Origin of the sequence: Aeromonas sp. NJAU223, assembly GCF_051125555.1 — a bacterium.
Lineage (GTDB): Bacteria > Pseudomonadota > Gammaproteobacteria > Enterobacterales > Aeromonadaceae > Aeromonas > Aeromonas veronii_G.
Genome location: NZ_CP144204.1, coordinates 3,512,662 through 3,528,963 on the forward strand (window position 1 = coordinate 3,512,662; position 16,302 = coordinate 3,528,963).

The window sequence follows — 16,302 nt, forward strand, 5'->3', positions numbered from 1 at the left end:
TTGTCCAGCTAGGACACTGAGACGTGACTGTGGTTTGCCTATGGCGACGATGTTTAGATGACCCTAGGGATTATTTAATATTTTATTTCACTGAGACCATTGACCAGTAATATTTCTGGCGCATAAGATTCGGCCCAAGCAAACAAGAAACCGCGCTCCCTTCGCTGAGGGTGGCATCGTTTTATCTGCGTGAAAATTCTTTCGATGGTCACTATCCAGTGGTCAGCGATTATTAACACACCTCTGTTGGGAGTACATGCATGCAAGAGCCATCCATCGAAGCTATTTTGGAAGACCTGTATTTTATCGCCGGTAAAATCACTGACGATCATCGCCCTATGCCGCTTGGACGAGTCGAGTCAAGCATACGCCACCTGGTGGTGCTGGCCATGAAGGCTCTGGACGCCCAGCGCAAGTCCTACACCATCCACTGAGTAATGCTGGCTATGCCTTCACCACCGGCAGTTCGCCGAGCGCAGTGGTATAGCGGGGGCTTAACTGCTCCCGCTTCATCATCCACTCCCGGGTGTCCCGACCGCGAGCCGCGAAGTAGACCTTCCCCAGCCGCCCCTGGTTGATCTTGTCGATGACCTGCATCAGCGCATCGCTGCGCGTGGATTGCTGCTGTGCGGCGAACAGGTCGCCCTGCTGCATGTTGGCGGGGGTGAAGTCGGCCAGCATGACACCCCCTTTCTGGTATCGTTGCTCATCGCGCCAGATACGGGGGAGGAGTTCAGAGATCAGGGCCAGCAGCGCCCGGGTGTCATGGGTGGGCATGGCCAGCTTGGTGCTCACCTGGTTGCCGTAATAGGGCTCCCGGTCGCTGAACGGGCTGGTGCGAATGAACAGGGTCACGTGCCGGCAGCACATCCCCTCCCCCCGCATCTTCTCGGCGGCCCGCTCCATGTAGCCGGCCAGCGCCTGGTGCATGGGGCCGATCTGGGTGATGCGCTCCCCAAACGAGCGCGAGCAGATGATCTGCTGCTTGGCCTGGGCCTCTTGTTCCAGCTCGGCGCAGGGGATCCCCCGCAGCTCCTGCACCGTGCGCTCGACCACCACGCCATAGCGGCGCCGCAGTGCCTTGGGATCAGCGGCGACCAGGTCGGCCACGGTCTTGATGCCCTGGGCCTCCAGCTTGGCGGTGAGCCGCCTGCCAATGCCCCATATCTCGTCCACCGGGGTGATCGCCATCAGCCGGGCGCGCCGCGCTTCATCCCGCAGATCCACCACGCCGCCGGTGGCGGGCCACTTCTTGGCGGCGTAGTTGGCGAGCTTGGCGAGGGTTTTGGTGGGGCCGATGCCGACCCCCACGGTCAGCCCCGTCCACTGCTGCACCCGCTCGCGAATCTGGCGGCCATAGGCCACCAGGTCGCCCGCCCATGACTCGCTCAGTTCGATGAAGGCCTCGTCGATGCTGTAGACCTCCACCGCCGGGGCCATCCCCTCCAGAATGGTCATCACCCGGTTCGACATGTCGCCATAGAGGGCATAGTTGCTGGAGAACCAGACCCCGCCCATGGCCTCGAAGAATTGGCGGATCTGGAAGTACGGCACCCCCATCTTGATGCCGAGGGCCTTGGCCTCTGCCGAACGGGCCACCACACAGCCATCGTTGTTGGAGAGCACCACGATGGGCCGCCCCTTGAGGTCTGGGCGAAACAGTCGCTCGCAACTGGCGTAGAAGTTGTTCACATCGACCAGGGCGACGGCGCAGCGCTTGTTCATGGGCTATCCACCTGGTGCACGACAAAGGCCACCACCCCGAAGATTTCCAGCTCCTGCCCATCGTTGAAATGGATGGGGCGATAGGCCCGATTGCCAGGGAGCAAGGCGACTGTAGGCTCAAGCTGCAGTTTCTTCACCGTGAACTCGCCATCCACCGCGGCGACCACCACGCTACCGTGCCTGGCCTTGCGGCTGCGGTCGACGACCAGCAAGTCGCCATCGCGGATCCCGTGGTCCACCATACTGTCACCGGCCGCCCGCACGAAGTAGGTGGCCGCCGGGTGCGCCACACACAGCTGGTTGAGATCGATGGTCTGCTCGGTGTAGTCCTGCGCCGGCGACGGAAAGCCGCAGGCCACCGGGGAGAGAAACAGAGGTAACTCCAACAAGGGAGCATCGGGAGTGGGCTGAGCAAACATGTGGGCAATCTCACAAAACACTGTATGGATAACCAGTGTAGCAAGGTGCCAAAATCCGATCACCGTTCGGCGTTTGGCTCCCGAGCTACCGTATTTTTTCACACAGCCCACAATAGCGATTGAGTGAAAGGATCTGACGGAAAGTGAAGGATCGCAAAAAGGATCCGTTATCACCCGCGCGGCCAGCGCTGGCGCGGGGAGCCATTCCCCGCCCCCTGTCGTTCACCTGCATGATTTTCCACACATAAAGCGGGCAGGCGAGGCGGGGTCCCGATTGCGCGCCAGCGGTGCTGGCAGAGGGGCGGCAGGCTGCGCCAGCCGCTCAGGATGCGCGTGAAAGGATCTGCGAGGGTGCAAGGATAGCCAGCATCGGTGATGCAGCAGCGGGCCGCTGATGCGGCTATGTGAGGGGCAAAAGAAAACCCCGCCAGGTGGCGGGGTGGTCGGGATGCACAGGCCGGGTCAGCGCAGCATGTCGCCTTGGCTGGCCTGCTCGATGCCGGCGGCCAGCTTGTAGGGGTTGAACCGGATCACCTCCTCACCTGCCCAGTCATTGAGCGCCAGCAGACTGGCCTTGATGCTGTCGATCTCGTTGATGTCGAACACCTGGGCGGCCTTGGTCACATCGCCGAACCCGCCGGTGCTGTTCGGCATCACACCCATCAGCTGGGGCGGTACCCGGTGGGTGGCCAACTGGTCGTCGCGGCTGACGTTCTTGATGGAGAGAAAATCATCCTTGGCCGCCACCTCGGCAACCGGGATCAGCCTCACCCCGTCCTTGCTGCCGTTAGGGGTGTAGAGCAAGAGGTTGCGGAAGTTGCCGGGCCCCCGGCTCTGGCGCAGCGCCTCACGCAAGGCCGCAATGTCGCCCTCGTTCTGCACTGCGTCGGTGATGTGCATGATGAACCCGGCGTGGGAGCCGTTCTCGTAATACTTGCGGCGAAACAGGGTAGCCGACTCGTTGAGCAGGGTGGAATTGAGCCCGCCGACATAGTCGGGGATGCCGTAAATCTCCTGGTTGATGTCGCTCTCCATCACATGGCCCACCCGCCCGGACGGCAGCGCCTGCTCCTGCCCGGGCTGGGCAATCCACCAATAGGTGTCCAAGTCCAGAGCCCGCCGGGTGTATTTAGCCCGCAGGTGGTCATAGCGCAGCACCCCGCCGAGCCGGTTCTGCACCGCCTGCAGATAGCCGTTGCCGAAGATCAGATAGTCCAGCGCCAACCCGGTGAAGGCGGCCAAACTCAGTTTCGGATGCGGGATGAAACAGGAGCGCAGGATATTGCGCTTCACCTGGATGGCCGAGGCGTGATGCACCCCGGCCCGATAGACCCGAGACAGCCCATTGAGGGAGAGGGGCGGCTCGTACCAGCGGCCATTGTGCATGGCCTCCAGGTAGTCGAACACCTCCCGTTGCGATAAGACGGGCACCGGCTCGCCAAAGCTGAACGCCTCGATGGCCGCGCCGGGTTTCTGGGTCGCCGTCATCGGCGAGGTATGGCGCTGTGGGCGGCGCTTTCTCATGCGAAAATCTCCATCATGCTGGTATTGGCACCGGTGGCACCTGCCAGCGGTTCATGTAACAGGGCCTGCATCGTGGCCCAGGCAATGTCGGCGTGGCTGGTTTCCTCTGACCGGCTGGCCTCAAAGGTCGGCATCTTGCCGCCAGCAGTCACAGAGCGGCGGATGCTCATGAAGGCCTGGGCCAGATCGGTCATCCCGCAGTCAAATTCCAGCCGCCCCTTGTTCATCACATCCTGGGCCTTCATCACCATCTGGATTTTCACACTCGGGTTGTACTGGATGGGAGTCACCGCTGGGTAGAACTGCTTCACCAACTGGTAAACACCCTCCCCGATCCCGGTGGTGTCAATGCCGATGTACCCGACGTTGTAACGCTCGCACATGGCCTTGATGGCCCGCGCTTGGGCGTCGAAGTCCATACCGCTCCAGCGGTGGCGCTCCAGCACTCGGAACTTGCCGCCCGGTACCGCCGGCGGAGCCAGCACGGCGCAACCCGCGCTATCACCCTGCCCGCCCTTGGCCGGGTCATAGCCGATCCATACAGGCCGATGACCGAGCGGGCGCATTGCGTGAGGCTTGTAGTCCTCCCACACCTCCCAGCTATCGACCATGCAGCGCTGCAGCATGGCGAGCGGGAATACGCTGTCAGTGTCATCAGCGAACTGACACATCAACAGCTGGTTATAGTCATCAGGGGAGTAACGCCGCCGCAGCCGGTCAAGGTCGAACAGGTCGCAGCCACCACGCACGGCATCCTCAACCGTAACGATCTGCCGCCACTGGCCATCACCGCACAGCCGCCCACCATGCAAAGCCGCATGGTCAACGTCGAACTTTATGTGCTCGTTCTTCGGCCGTCCCTTGTTGAACATCGCACCAGACCAGAACGGGTAGGCATCGTGCGAAAGGCTTGAAGGCGTCGAGAAGTAGGTCAGCCGCCAAAACTTTTGCATCGCCATGCCGCTGGAAACCTTGTAGAGCTCCTGAAACTTGGGGATCCAAAAGTATTCATCGATGTAGAGATTGCCGTGATAACTCTGGGCGGTGCGGGAGTTGGTCCCGAGGAAATAGAGAATGGCGCCGTTGCCGAGCGTAATGGGATCCCCCTTGAGCTCAACCCCGACCTCCTGAGCAAAAGCCAGAATGTACTGCTTGAACTGATGGGCCTGCGCCTTACTGGCTGACAAGAAAATCTGATTGCGACCAGTGGTCAGCGCATCAATCAACGCCTCCCGTGCAAAGTAGAACGTGGCGCCGATCTGGCGGCTCTTGAGCAGGTTGCGCTCCGTGTGCTGCAAACCAGCCTGATACCAGACCTTCTGATAGCCAAACATATTGCCGTGGAACAGCTCGCCCAGCTTCTCGAGCTGAGCCTCATCAAAATTGTTGCGAACCGGCGCCTTCTTCGGCCCCTTGTTGCGGTTCGCCACCTTGGGGTTGAGGTCGGCCTCATTGCCTCCGTTGCTGTATTTGTTGACCCGGGCGATCCGCTCCAACTGCCTGCCCAGCAGGTCAATCTCCTTGAGGTCGCCGCCGGTTTTCACGTCCTTGGCGATCAGCTGGCACATCCGCGCCTCGATGGCGAAGTCGACCCGGTCAATGGGTTTGATGTCATCCCAGCCGTCGCGCTTCTTCCAGGTCGAGATAGTCCCCTCCGGCGTCTGCAGCAATTCAGCAATGGCGCGGAGCGGATAGCCCTGGAAGAACAGGTGCATGGCCTGCCGTCTGGGTTCGATATGGGGGAAGAGTAAGGGTGCTGTCATGGCGCCAGTCTACCCAGTCGCTACCGCCCAAAACGCCCCCGCGCCAGTGTGCCAGCGCCGTACACACTGGCCGCCGATTGCACGATCCCGCCTGTCACCCAGACCATAACCGCGACATCACCACCCAATCACCAAAGGGATCCCAACCCATGGCAAAGTCCAAATTTTTCCGTGTTGCCGTAGAAGGGGGCACAACCGATGGCCGCGCCATCACCCGCGAATGGCTTGAGCAGATGGCCCAGCGCTACAACCAGTCGACCTACGGCGCCCGGGTCAATATGGAGCACATCCGGGGGATTGACCCCAACGGCCTGTTCAAGATGTACGGCGACATCACCGCCGCCAAGACAGAAGAGGTCACCATCGAGGGCGAGAAACGCCTGGCCCTGTTCGTGCAGATTGACCCGACCCCGGAGTTGATCGAACTGAACAAGAAGCGCCAGAAGGTGTACACCTCGGTCGAGATCCACCCCAACCTGAACGAAAAGGGTGCCTACATGATGGGGCTGGCCGTCACCGACAGCCCGGCCAGCCTCGGCACTGAGATGCTGCAGTTCTGCAGCAAGGCCACGGTCAATCCGCTGGCCTACCGCAAATACCATCCGGAATGCCTGTTCACCGAAGCCTTGGAAACTGTCATCGAACTCGAGGATGAAGGTGAAAAAGGCCCAGGTCTGCTGGAACGGGTCACCGCGCTGTTCTCCACCCACAAGAAGCAATCCACCGCCGATTTAAGCGATGTGCACCAGGCCGTCGAGACCGTTGCGAAAGAAGTGACCAGCCTCGATGCCGACATGCAGAAGAAGTTCACCGACCAGGCCCAGACCATCACCGAGCTGACCAGCAAGCAGGATGCCACCGCCAAGGCGCTGGCCGACCTCACCGCCAAGCTGGAGGACCAGGAAGATTTCAGCCACAAGCGCCAGCCGGCCACCGGTAGCGATGGCACCTCCATTCAAACTGACTGCTAAGGACCCCATACATGCGTAACGAAACCCGCCAGAAGTTCAACGAGTTCACCGGCCAGGTGGCCAAACTCAACGCCATCTCCAACGCCATGGTGCAGTTCAACGTGCAGCCGAGCGTCCAGCAGACCCTGGAAACCAAGATGCAGGAGTCGGTGAAGTTCTTGGAAATGATCCAAGTCATCCCGGTACCTGAGATGAAGGGGCAGAAAGTGGGTATCGGTATCGGCAACACCATCGCAGGCCGCACCGATACCAGCAGCAATGCCCGAGAACCTAACGACCCGAGCGCCCTCTATCCGCAAGACTACGAGTGCGCAAAGACCAACTACGACACCAGTCTGGGTTACAACAAGCTGGACATCTGGGCCAAATTCCCCGACTTCCAGACTCGCATTCGCGACGCCATCCTCAAACGCCAAGGGCTGGACCGGATCATGATCGGCTGGCACGGTACCAGCGTGGCGCCGAGCACCAACCGCACCGCCAACCCGCTGCTGCAAGATGTGAACAAGGGCTGGCTGCAACACATCCGTGAGGATGCCCCGGCCAAAGTGATGGATGAAGGGGAAGAAGGTTCCGGCCATATCTACATCTACCAGCCGAAGGGGGAGGACGACGCCAAAGAAGGCGACTACCACAACCTCGACGCCCTGGTGTTCGATGCCGTAAGCGAGTCTATTGCCCCCTGGCATCAGGATGACACCGAACTGGTTGTCATCTGCGGTCGCAAGCTGCTGGCCGACAAATACTTCCCCATCATCAACAACGCCGACAACAACCAGGAAAAGCTGGCTGGCCAGGTGCTGGTCAGCCAGAAACAGATCGGCGGGCTCAAGGCCGTGCGGGTCCCCTTCTTCCCCGAAGACTCCATGCTCATAACTTCGCTGGAAAATCTGTCCATCTACTGGCAGGAAGGCGCCCGCCGCCGTCATATCCAGGAAGAACCGCAGCGTGACCGCATCGTCAACTACGAAAGCTCCAACGACGCCTATGTGGTCGAGGATTACGACTGCGTCGCCCTGATTGAAAACATCGTCATCGGGCCGAAACCGGCCGCTGGCGGTTAAGGGGGCGACATGACATCACCTGCCCGTCGCAACCGCGAACGCAAACTGGCCGCCCTGCAAGGGGCGGCCAATCCCCAGTTCGACCAGATGCGCGCCAACGCCTACGAGCTGCAGCTGATGCAGCTGGCCGAACACCGCCGCACCCTCAAAGGCATCCAGAGCATCGAGCGCAAGATCGACGCCAAGCGCACCATGCTGGGCGTCTACAAGCCGTGGATTGATGGCCTGCTGGCCGCCGACCGGGGCGGACAAGATGACGTCCTCGTCACTGTCATGCTCTGGACTCTCGACACCGGCGATCTCGAAGGTGCCTTCAACATGGCCGATTACGTGATCCGCCACGGTCTCAGCACCCCGGATCGCTACGAGCGCACCGCCGCCACCCTGATCGCCGAAGAGGTCGCCGACACCGGCATCAAGCTGCAAGAGGCAGGCGCGGGCCCCAGTTATGGCCTGCTGTGCGCTTACCTCGAGCTGCTGACCCACTGCGACATCTTCGACCAGGTGCGCGCCAAGCTGCACAAGGCCGTGGGCCGCGCAGCACTGGCCGAAGGGTTCAAGGAAGAGGCCGCCCAGCGCTACCGCCGCGCCATCGAACTGCACGACAAGGTGGGCATCAAGAAAGAGCTCGAAGTGCTCGAGCGTGAACTGAAAAAAGAACAGCAGCCCGACGCCACCGGCGGCGGCAGCTAACCGAGCGAACCCCGCACCCTGGGCGGCTCGGGCCTGACGAATGCGTTTCGCATACCAGACGGCCCGACCACCGCCCAACAAGCGGAAAAGGAACACCATGAGCACCGGATTCATTGCCAATGCCACCACGTCGCCAGCCGAAGGGGAGATAGACTCCAGCCCCTTCTGGCCGGCGATCTCGCTGCCTGACCTGCGCGACACCGTCCGGCTCGATGGCACCGTCACCACGGCCCGCCTCAAGCATGCCGTCATCGACGCCATCACCAGCGTCAACCGGGATCTGGCTGACTGGCGCCGCGCCCGTGAGGCAGAGGGGGTAACCACCCTAGCCGCCGTACCGGGCGAGGTCATCAATGGCGAATCGGCGCACCTGCACAGCTACCGGCGCGCCGTCTATGCCATGACCCGCGCCAACCTGCTAGAGCGTTACACCGACTACAGCGCCACCGGTGATGGCGTCAAAGGGGCCGATGCCAAAATCATCAGCTCTGACGACCTCTACCGCGACGCCCGCTTTGCCATTCGCGACATCCTCGGTACCACCCACATCACCGTGGCGCTCATCTGATGGAGCTGCGCAGCCAACAGGGTGACACCCTCGACCTCATCCTGTTCCGGCACTACGGCTACACCGCAGGCATCACCGAGCAGGTGCTCGCACTCAACCCCGGTTTGGCCGCGCTCGGCCCCATCCTCCCGACCGGAACCCTCATCACAATGCCAGCGGCCCCCACCCAGGCCGAGCAGCCGCTGATCCAGCTATGGGAATGACCATGAGCCGCCTCGACGACGAACTCGAACGACTGGCCGACATCAGCGAGCAGCAACTCGCTGCCCGCATCCACGCCGCCCGCATCAGTGGCACTGGCCCGCACTACTGCATCGACTGCGACAACACCATCCCGCAGGCGCGCCGTGAAGCGATCCGGGGCTGCGAACGCTGCGCCGAGTGCCAGACCATCTACGAATTTCAAACCGCTCGCCACTACGGCGGCAAACGATAGGAGAGCACGATGCCAGAACCCATTTCATCCAGTGCAGCAACCAGCACCCTGAGCGCCTTGGCGTTGCTGTCCCTCTTCCCGGGCGTAGACCCAGGCGTCCTGCTCGGTGCATTCGCCGGGGCGCTGGTGTTCATCGCCACCACCGCCGAGCTGGGCAACCTGCGCAAAGCGGGCCTGTTCGTTGCCGCCTTCGTGGCGGGCGCGCTGGCGGCGCCGCTGGTTGCCGCCATGCTGGCCAGCGTACTGCCACTCAGCGTCGAGGTCCCCAGGGCCGTCGGCGCAATGCTCGCCTCGGCGCTGGCCGTCCACCTGTTGCAGTGGATCCTGCGCAAAACGCCGGAAGACCTACTCAAACTCCGCAAAGGGGGCTGACATGAACCAACTGCAAGAACACGCGAGTTATCTGGTCGGGTTGGTTGAAAAACTCATCAAGGAATCCATCAAAACAGGTCTGATGATTGTTTTTGCCTGCCTGGGATTGATGACCGTGGAGTTTGTCAGCCAAAAACCACTGTGCCTTGTTGCGACATCAGTAAATGTGGCTGCTGCCACCGCCCTGCTGGGGCTGCTGCTGGCAATCATCACCACCATTAAATGGGCGTGGCGCAAGCGCCAAGCCCTCAACGGGGGCTGACATGCTAACCATCCTCTACGCCATGATCTGCGCAGCCATCGCGCTGCGTATCGCCACCTTCAACCGCAACGGGGGCGACTATCGCCCCCTCCCTGCCGTGCTGGCCTGGGCCATCACCGTCGCCGCCGGTTCCGTGCCCCTGCGTGCCCTGATCGGGGCACTGCCCGCTCCTGACCCAGCCGCCGTCCTGCTGGCTTCTGTCGTACTCACCGCCCTGATCGGTTCCCGCGGATCCGTCATGCGCCTACTGCCACGGCGGCGCCAGCAACCGACTACCGCCAGCCATCTGAACGGGAGGTTTCAACCATGAGCCTGAAAAAAGGGGATACCGGCGCCGCCGTCGCCGACCTGCAGCGTCGGCTGGCCAAAGCAGGTTATCCGCTCGATCCGGATGGCTGGTTTGGCGATGCCACCGAGCGCGCCCTGCTCGCCTTTCAGCGGGACTACATGATCACCGCCATCGGCCAGGCTGGACCCCGCACAATGGCCGCCCTGCTCGGCAGCGAGCGGGGCAACCAGTTGCGCATCGGCGACATGCAGGCTGGCGCTGACCTGCTGGGCCTGCCGCTGGCCACCATGGCAACCGTCGCCCAGGTCGAGAGCATCGGCGAGGGGTTCACCACCGACATGCGTCCGGTGGTGCTGTTCGAGCGGCATGTGTTCTACAAGCAGATCACCCAGCACCTGGGCAAGGGCACTGCCGACCAGATGGCCGCCCATTACCCCAACCTGGTCAACCCCAAGCGCGGCGGCTATGCGGGCGGGGCGGCCGAGTGGGAGCGGCTGCAACTCGCCATCAGCCTGCACCGGGATGCCGCCATCGAGTCGGCCAGTTGGGGGATGTTCCAGATCATGGGCTTCCACTGGCAGGCGCTGGGCTTTGCCTCGGCCAGCGACTGGCAGGCCGCCATGCAGCGCAGCGAGGTCGAACACCTCACCGCCCTGTGCCGCTTCATCCAGCAAGATCCCGCCATGCACAAGGCCCTGCAGGGTCGCAAGTGGGCTGACTTTGCCCGCCGCTACAACGGCCCGGCCTACAAGGACAATGACTACGACACCAAGCTGGCCAAGGCATACGACCATTTTGCCAAGGTCTATCCGGTGAAGGAGGTGGCGGATGTGGCGTAGCCTGCTGCGCTCCCCCCTCACCTGGTTGCTGCTGGCCCTGACCGTCGCCTTGGCAGGCTGGGGCTGGTCGGCCCGCTCCGCCGCCAAGGCTGAGGGCCAAGTCTCCACCCTGCAAAGCGACCTCAACGCGGCCAACGACAAGGCCAAAGAGGCCGAGCAGCGGGAAAAGCTCAAAGACGGGGCCATTGATACCCTCACCGGCGAGCTGGACGCCCAGGCAAACGCCGCCGCCACGCTGCAACGCCAGCTTGGCGATCTGACCATCACGGCCGCCACCCGGGCCGACACCATCAAGAGGCTCAAACGTGAAAATGCTGAACTCAAGGAGTGGGCTGATCGCCCTCTGCCTGATCCTGTTGTCAGGCTGCTCCAGCGCCCCGCCCTCACCGGCGCCGCAGATTATCAGGCTCACCTGTCCAGCCCCGGCGCCCTGCCAACTGCCGGCAGCCAGCCCGGTCAATAACGGTGATCTGCTCGACCAACTGACCCAGACCGAGGCGGCATGGGCCACCTGCGCCGCCCAGGTCGACAGCCTTATCGCCTGCCAGCAACGCCACCAGTACAGGAGGGAAAATGGAAAAGCCAAAACAGATCCGTGAGGTGTTGCAGCAGTGCATCCCGCTGCTGCGCCAGAACCCGGATCACATGATGATATTCGTCGACAAGGGCAAGCTGGTTGCCACTGGCGCCGCCAGCCTGTCGTTTGAATACCAGTACGAACTGACCATCATCGTGGCCGACTTTGCCCAGAACGTGAACACCGTCATGGTGCCGCTGCTGGCATGGATCAGGCAGTACCAGCCAGAACTGATGATGAACAGCGACAAGCGCGAAAACGCCATGCGGTTCGAAGTCGAGATCCAGAACAACGAAACCTGCGACATCGAAATCAAATTGCCGCTGACCGAGCGGGTCAAGGTCTGGAAGGATGACCAGGGCCTGCACTTCGAACACCTGCCCGAACCGCCAGAAGACCCCTACGACGGCATCACCTGGGAACTGTTCATCAACGGGGAGTATCAGCCGTGGCAGCCGACATCGACCGTCTGAACGACTTCGCCGCCAGGGTAGAGTTGATCCGGGCCAACCTGTCGCAGCGGGAGCTGGCCAAATTTGCTGACCAGATGGCCAAAGAGATGCGCGACAGCAACGCCAAGCGCATCAAAGACAACGTCACCCCGGAAGGGGGCAAGATGGACCCGCGCAAGCCGCAGCGCGGCAACCGCGAGATAAAGTTCATCTACACCACCAGTGACAAAGAAGTGCGCCATCTGAAAAGCTGGCGCGGCACTCGCAGCTACATCATCGGCTTCGATATCATGCGGGGCGGCATCCGGACCTTCAAACGATCACGCATCAAGCGCTTCATCAAGGTCGATGCCAGCAAGGGCGACACCGTCAACAAAAGTCGGCTCAAGCGCAAGATGTTCTCCCGCCTCATCAAGTCGACATGGCTCAAGGCCAAGGGCTATAGCGACAGGGCCGAGGTCACATTCGCCAGCACGGCCGAGAAAATCGCCCATATCCACCACTACGGTCTGAAAGACAAAGGCAGCAAGGGGCAAGACATTCGGTACCCGGAACGGCGGTTACTGGGCATGGATGACAAAGACATCGATAAGGTCGAAGACCTGCTGCTCGCCCAGCTCACCAAAGGACTGTAACCATCGCCGCCAGTGTGCCAGCGCCGTACACACTGGCCTCCCCTCGCCTTCCCGGCCATTGCCCAAAACAATGGCCCCATGCAACCGACCCCGACCGAACTCCAACGCCTGATCGACAACCTGATCCGCATCGGCACCGTGACCGCCGTGCGATCAGGGGAATGTCGCGTCAAAACCGGCGACCTCATCACCAACTGGCGGCCCTACGCAGCAGCGCGGGCCGGGAAGAACCGCACCCGCCATCGCCTCTCCATTGGCGAACAGGTGCTGATGCTCTCGGTCAGCGGCGACCCGCGCAATGCCTACATCGTCGGCCCCATCAATTGCGCTGCCTTCCCAGAGCCCTTGGCGGACGATGACAACCCGGACCTCGACCGCACCGAATACGCTGATGGCGCCGTCATCGAATACAACCCGGCCACCGGGGTGCTCAATGCGAGCGGCATCAAGCGCGCCACCCTCTCGGCCTCCGTCACCGTCAAGCTCATCACCCCCCTGGTGGAATGCACCCAGGCACTCAAGGTCGGTTCGAGCATCGAGGCGGGCGGCAAGATCACCGCCCCCAGCGCCAAGATTGGCGGCATCGAGGTGACCACCCACAAGCACGGCAACGTCAGTACCGGCAGCGGTACCTCCGGGGGCCCGCAATGAACTGGCTCGGCATGAATGCAGCCTCTGGCCGCGCCATCAGCGCCACCGACCACATCATCCAGTCGGTGCGCGACATCCTCATCACCCCGGTGGGATCCCGGGTCATGCGCCGCGACTACGGCAGCGAGCTGTTTTACCTCATCGACCAGCCACAGCATCAGGCCACTCGCCTGCGCCTGATGGCCGCCACCGTGCAGGCCCTCATCAACTGGGAACCCCGCATCACCATCACCCGGGTCGATGTGCTGGGCGGCGGCATGGATGGTGCCCTCACCGTCGAGCTCACCTGGCAGCGCAAGGACGGCGGCGCGCTGGAGTCTGCGTCTATCGCCATCCCCACAGGAGCCGCCAATTGAGCAACGTGGATTTGACCCAGCTCCCGCCGCCCTCGGTGGTGGAGCCCCTCGATTTCGAGACCATCCTGGCCGAGCGCAAGGCCACCCTGGTGAGCTACTACCCGGCAGACCAGCAAGCCGCCATCGCCGCCACCCTGGAGCTCGAATCCGAGCCGCTCAACAAGCTGCTGCAAGAGAACGCCTATCGGGAGGTGGTGCTGCGGGCCCGCATCAACGATGCCGCCAAGCAAACGCTGCTCGCCTTTGCCAGCGGCACCACCCTCGACCACGTGGTTGGTGAATACAACATCGCCCGCCTGCTGGTCACCCCGGGGGATCCGGCGGCCAATCCGCCTGTCGATCCGGTCTATGAATCAGATGACCGCCTGCGCCTGCGCGGCCAGATGGCCTTTGAGGGGCTGACCACCGCCGGGCCGGTCAATGCCTACAAGTTTCACGCCCTGTCGGCCAGTGCCGAGGTGGCGGATGTGGCCGTCGACAGCCCCTCGCCGGGTACCGTGCGGGTGACCTTGCTCTCCCCTGCCGGCCAACCCAGTGCCGACACCCTCAATCGGGTCAGCCAGGCGCTCTCGGCCGATGATGTGCGCCCACTGTGCGATCTGGTGGCCGTCGAGCCCGCCCAGATCAAGCCCTATGCCGTCGATGCCACCCTCAACGCCACCGGCCTTGGCAAGGAGCAGGCCATTGCAGCGGCCACCGCTGCCATGAACCAGACCGCTGCCGCTTATTACCGGGTCGGGGCCACTGTCCCGCTCTCGGCCATCTATGCCGCCCTGCACCAGCCGGGGATCGACAGCGTCACCCTGCGCGCACCGCTGGCAGATGTCACCTGCACGGCGCAGCAGGCCGCCAAACTCACCACCCTCCACCTCGATTAAGGACCAGACCATGGCAAACGCCCTCTATGACAAAGGCCGCGAAAAGTTTCTCACCGGCGCCATCAACGCCAGTGCCGACACCCTCAAGTGCGCGCTGATCAAAGACACCTACGCCCCTACCCTGGGCAGCGACGAGTTTTTCAGCACGCTCTCGTCCCACGTGGTCGGCACCCCTCAGACCCTGACCAGCAAGACGGTCACCGGCGGGGTGCTGGACGCCGCCGACGTCACTTTCAGCGCCGTACCCACGGCGGCGGTGAAGTATTGCGCCATCTACAAAGACACCGGCAGCGCCGCGACCAGCCCGCTGATCGCCCTGTTCGACACGGCGGCGGGCCTGCCGGTCAGCACCAATGGCGGCGACATCATCATCGCCTGGGACCCCGGCGCCAATAAGATCTTCAAACTCTGATGGCAACCCTCTATCCCGTCTGGCGCGGGTCACTGACCTATCACGACGGCACCCTGTCATTCGACGGGGCGGCGATCTACCGGGGCACCCTGCCGGGTGACGATGACCCCGCGCCGATCTCCATTGCCGGGGTCAGTATCGGCCTGTCAACGGGCGGGATAGCAGCAGGGCAAATCGGTGGCATGGCGGCATTACAGCGCGCCAGACCAACCGGGGTCAGTCAGTTCGCAGCAGGCACGGGCAAGCTGACCCACCGCACCGCACCCGGCGCCATCGAGGCGGGTGCCTATGGCACCCCGGATACCACCGCCAGGGCCAGCGTGGCGACCCTGGGCGACCTGCTCGCCATGGGAGCCCCCGAGATGTCCACCCAGATCAACTTGGCGGGACTCAGTGCGGGCGCACTGGGGGTGACCACGGTCAGGGCCAGACTCGGGGCAGGCGGCATGCAGCCTGATGCCATCGAGGCGCCGACCATTGGGCAGCGTCTCGCTCCTGCCTGCTTCGATCTTGGCGCCCTGGGCAGCCACCGGGCACGAGTGCGCCAGATAGTCGGCGCCCTGTCTGACGGCCAGAGCGGCGCCCACCGGCTCAATACCCGGCTGGCGCAGGCCGCGACCCCCTTCACTGGCGCAGTGGGGAGCCCCGTCGCCAAGTACGCACGGATCCTCTATCCGCTGGCCCCGGCGGTCCCCCTCCCTGGTCTGCCCGCCATCACCGCCGAACTGGTCCCGGCCCCGCTGCTGACTTCGGCACTCTCGCCGGTTGCCAGCACCACCCGCCTGACCACACGGGGCTTTGATGGCTGCACCTTCGGCGCGGCCAAGGTGCATCGCCTGCCCCTGCCATTGCCGACCACCCGGGATCTGCTGCCGCCCTCTGCCACCCGGCTGGAGCACCTCGCTGCTGCCACCCTGGCCAGCACAGTGACGCCGGAGGTGATCACCACCACCCGCTTTGCTGACACCTGCCCGGCCCCGCTGTTGCCCTGGCTCGCCTGGGCCAGGTCGGTGGATTGGTGGGAGCTGGCCGAGTCAGAAGACCAGCAGCGAGCCCTCATCAGCGCCTCGTTCCGCCTGCATCAGCGCAAAGGCACCCCCTGGGCCATCAAGGAGGCGCTGGCCGTGCTGGGGTTTGGCGACAGCACCATCATCGAACGCGCCACGGGCCGCCGCTATGACGGCACCCTCGCTTACAACGGCAACGAACCCCACGGGGATCCGTCCCAGTGGGCCGTCTATCGCGTCATCCTCGCCCGCCCGGTCACCACCGTGCAGGCGAACCGCATCCGGCGCCTGCTGGCAGAGATGGCCCCGACCCGCTGCCATCTGGCGGCCCTCGATTACACCCAGGCGCCCATCACCTACAACGGCGCCGCAACCTACAACGGCAACTACAACCACGGAGCCTCCTGAT

Annotated in this window: 24 protein-coding genes; 20 read left to right on the plus strand and 4 right to left on the minus strand. The window is 63.0% G+C overall.

From position 1 onward, the window contains the following. Window positions 1-260 precede the first annotated feature (260 nt). Window positions 261-434, plus strand: coding sequence for a hypothetical protein (locus VZC39_RS16005; RefSeq protein WP_323951160.1), 174 nt, complete (start codon window positions 261-263; stop codon window positions 432-434). A 10-nt stretch (window positions 435-444) separates the two neighbouring features. On the opposite strand, the gene umuC is transcribed toward VZC39_RS16005, so the two are convergent. From umuC to VZC39_RS16025, 4 genes are all read right to left on the minus strand, one after another. Next, window positions 445-1,725, minus strand: coding sequence for a translesion error-prone DNA polymerase V subunit UmuC (gene umuC / locus VZC39_RS16010; protein WP_434663849.1), 1,281 nt, complete (start codon window positions 1,723-1,725; stop codon window positions 445-447). After that, window positions 1,722-2,144, minus strand: coding sequence for a translesion error-prone DNA polymerase V autoproteolytic subunit (umuD, locus tag VZC39_RS16015; protein ID WP_060389713.1), 423 nt, complete (start codon window positions 2,142-2,144; stop codon window positions 1,722-1,724). The genes umuC and umuD overlap by 4 nt, the downstream gene beginning before the upstream one ends. A 462-nt stretch (window positions 2,145-2,606) precedes the next feature. Next, window positions 2,607-3,668, minus strand: a complete 1,062-nt coding sequence (locus VZC39_RS16020; protein WP_434663853.1) for a phage portal protein — start codon at window positions 3,666-3,668, stop codon at window positions 2,607-2,609. Next, window positions 3,665-5,383, minus strand: a complete 1,719-nt coding sequence (locus VZC39_RS16025) for a terminase ATPase subunit family protein (protein ID WP_434663855.1) — start codon at window positions 5,381-5,383, stop codon at window positions 3,665-3,667. The genes VZC39_RS16020 and VZC39_RS16025 overlap by 4 nt, the downstream gene beginning before the upstream one ends. Before the next feature lie 197 nt (window positions 5,384-5,580). Between VZC39_RS16025 and VZC39_RS16030 the strand changes: the two genes are divergently transcribed. The 19 genes from VZC39_RS16030 to VZC39_RS16120 all read left to right on the plus strand — a co-directional run bounded on the left by VZC39_RS16030 (window position 5,581) and on the right by VZC39_RS16120 (window position 16,301). After that, the gene (locus tag VZC39_RS16030; protein WP_434663857.1) at window positions 5,581-6,402 is read left to right on the plus strand and encodes a GPO family capsid scaffolding protein; all 822 of its coding nucleotides are present in this window, start codon (window positions 5,581-5,583) and stop codon (window positions 6,400-6,402) included. A gap of 11 nt (window positions 6,403-6,413) precedes the next feature. Beyond that, window positions 6,414-7,466, plus strand: a complete 1,053-nt coding sequence (locus tag VZC39_RS16035) for a phage major capsid protein, P2 family (RefSeq protein ID WP_323888169.1) — start codon at window positions 6,414-6,416, stop codon at window positions 7,464-7,466. 9 nt (window positions 7,467-7,475) lie between these two features. After that, entirely contained in the window at window positions 7,476-8,159 is a 684-nt protein-coding gene (gene gpM / locus VZC39_RS16040) for a phage terminase small subunit (RefSeq protein WP_434663860.1), read from the plus strand. Between the two features lie 97 nt (window positions 8,160-8,256). Next, window positions 8,257-8,727: a head completion/stabilization protein gene (locus tag VZC39_RS16045; protein WP_408794470.1), complete on the plus strand. Its 471-nt coding sequence runs from the start codon at window positions 8,257-8,259 to the stop codon at window positions 8,725-8,727. Then, entirely contained in the window at window positions 8,727-8,930 is a 204-nt protein-coding gene (locus VZC39_RS16050) for a tail protein X (RefSeq protein WP_139737920.1), read from the plus strand. The genes VZC39_RS16045 and VZC39_RS16050 overlap by 1 nt, the downstream gene beginning before the upstream one ends. Window positions 8,931-8,932: 2 nt before the next feature. Next, window positions 8,933-9,163: a TraR/DksA C4-type zinc finger protein gene (locus tag VZC39_RS16055; RefSeq protein WP_434663863.1), complete on the plus strand. Its 231-nt coding sequence runs from the start codon at window positions 8,933-8,935 to the stop codon at window positions 9,161-9,163. Window positions 9,164-9,172: 9 nt separating this feature from the next. Next, entirely contained in the window at window positions 9,173-9,535 is a 363-nt protein-coding gene (locus VZC39_RS16060) for a putative holin (RefSeq protein WP_041214915.1), read from the plus strand. Window position 9,536: 1 nt separating this feature from the next. After that, the gene (locus tag VZC39_RS16065) at window positions 9,537-9,797 is read left to right on the plus strand and encodes a hypothetical protein (protein ID WP_319864206.1); all 261 of its coding nucleotides are present in this window, start codon (window positions 9,537-9,539) and stop codon (window positions 9,795-9,797) included. A gap of 1 nt (window position 9,798) precedes the next feature. Further along, complete coding sequence (locus tag VZC39_RS16070; protein ID WP_161470084.1) at window positions 9,799-10,107, plus strand: phage holin family protein; 309 nt, start codon at window positions 9,799-9,801, stop codon at window positions 10,105-10,107. Next, the gene (locus VZC39_RS16075) at window positions 10,104-10,925 is read left to right on the plus strand and encodes an N-acetylmuramidase family protein (protein ID WP_319891598.1); all 822 of its coding nucleotides are present in this window, start codon (window positions 10,104-10,106) and stop codon (window positions 10,923-10,925) included. Before VZC39_RS16070 ends, VZC39_RS16075 begins: the two co-directional genes overlap by 4 nt. Then, complete coding sequence (gene lysB / locus VZC39_RS16080; protein WP_319891597.1) at window positions 10,915-11,388, plus strand: Rz-like lysis system protein LysB; 474 nt, start codon at window positions 10,915-10,917, stop codon at window positions 11,386-11,388. Before VZC39_RS16075 ends, lysB begins: the two co-directional genes overlap by 11 nt. Next, window positions 11,282-11,524, plus strand: coding sequence for an Rz1-like lysis system protein LysC (lysC, locus tag VZC39_RS16085; protein WP_236752469.1), 243 nt, complete (start codon window positions 11,282-11,284; stop codon window positions 11,522-11,524). Before lysB ends, lysC begins: the two co-directional genes overlap by 107 nt. Then, window positions 11,499-11,975 carry a phage tail protein gene (locus VZC39_RS16090; protein WP_236758572.1) on the plus strand — a complete coding sequence of 159 codons (477 nt, stop codon included), beginning with the start codon at window positions 11,499-11,501 and terminating at the stop codon, window positions 11,973-11,975. The genes lysC and VZC39_RS16090 overlap by 26 nt, the downstream gene beginning before the upstream one ends. Further along, entirely contained in the window at window positions 11,951-12,589 is a 639-nt protein-coding gene (locus VZC39_RS16095; RefSeq protein WP_319891596.1) for a phage virion morphogenesis protein, read from the plus strand. Before VZC39_RS16090 ends, VZC39_RS16095 begins: the two co-directional genes overlap by 25 nt. Window positions 12,590-12,667: 78 nt before the next feature. Then, a complete protein-coding gene (locus VZC39_RS16100; RefSeq protein ID WP_434663871.1) occupies window positions 12,668-13,240 on the plus strand; it encodes a phage baseplate assembly protein V in 573 nt (190 codons plus the stop codon). Then, on the plus strand, window positions 13,237-13,596 hold the full coding sequence (locus tag VZC39_RS16105; protein WP_279451133.1) for a GPW/gp25 family protein: 360 nt from the start codon (window positions 13,237-13,239) through the stop codon (window positions 13,594-13,596). Before VZC39_RS16100 ends, VZC39_RS16105 begins: the two co-directional genes overlap by 4 nt. A 5-nt stretch (window positions 13,597-13,601) precedes the next feature. Next, a complete protein-coding gene (locus tag VZC39_RS16110; RefSeq protein ID WP_338892498.1) occupies window positions 13,602-14,474 on the plus strand; it encodes a baseplate assembly protein in 873 nt (290 codons plus the stop codon). 10 nt (window positions 14,475-14,484) lie between these two features. Then, entirely contained in the window at window positions 14,485-14,886 is a 402-nt protein-coding gene (locus VZC39_RS16115; RefSeq protein WP_171280088.1) for a hypothetical protein, read from the plus strand. Beyond that, complete coding sequence (locus VZC39_RS16120; RefSeq protein WP_434663874.1) at window positions 14,886-16,301, plus strand: phage tail protein I; 1,416 nt, start codon at window positions 14,886-14,888, stop codon at window positions 16,299-16,301. The genes VZC39_RS16115 and VZC39_RS16120 overlap by 1 nt, the downstream gene beginning before the upstream one ends. Window position 16,302: the final 1 nt, after the last annotated feature.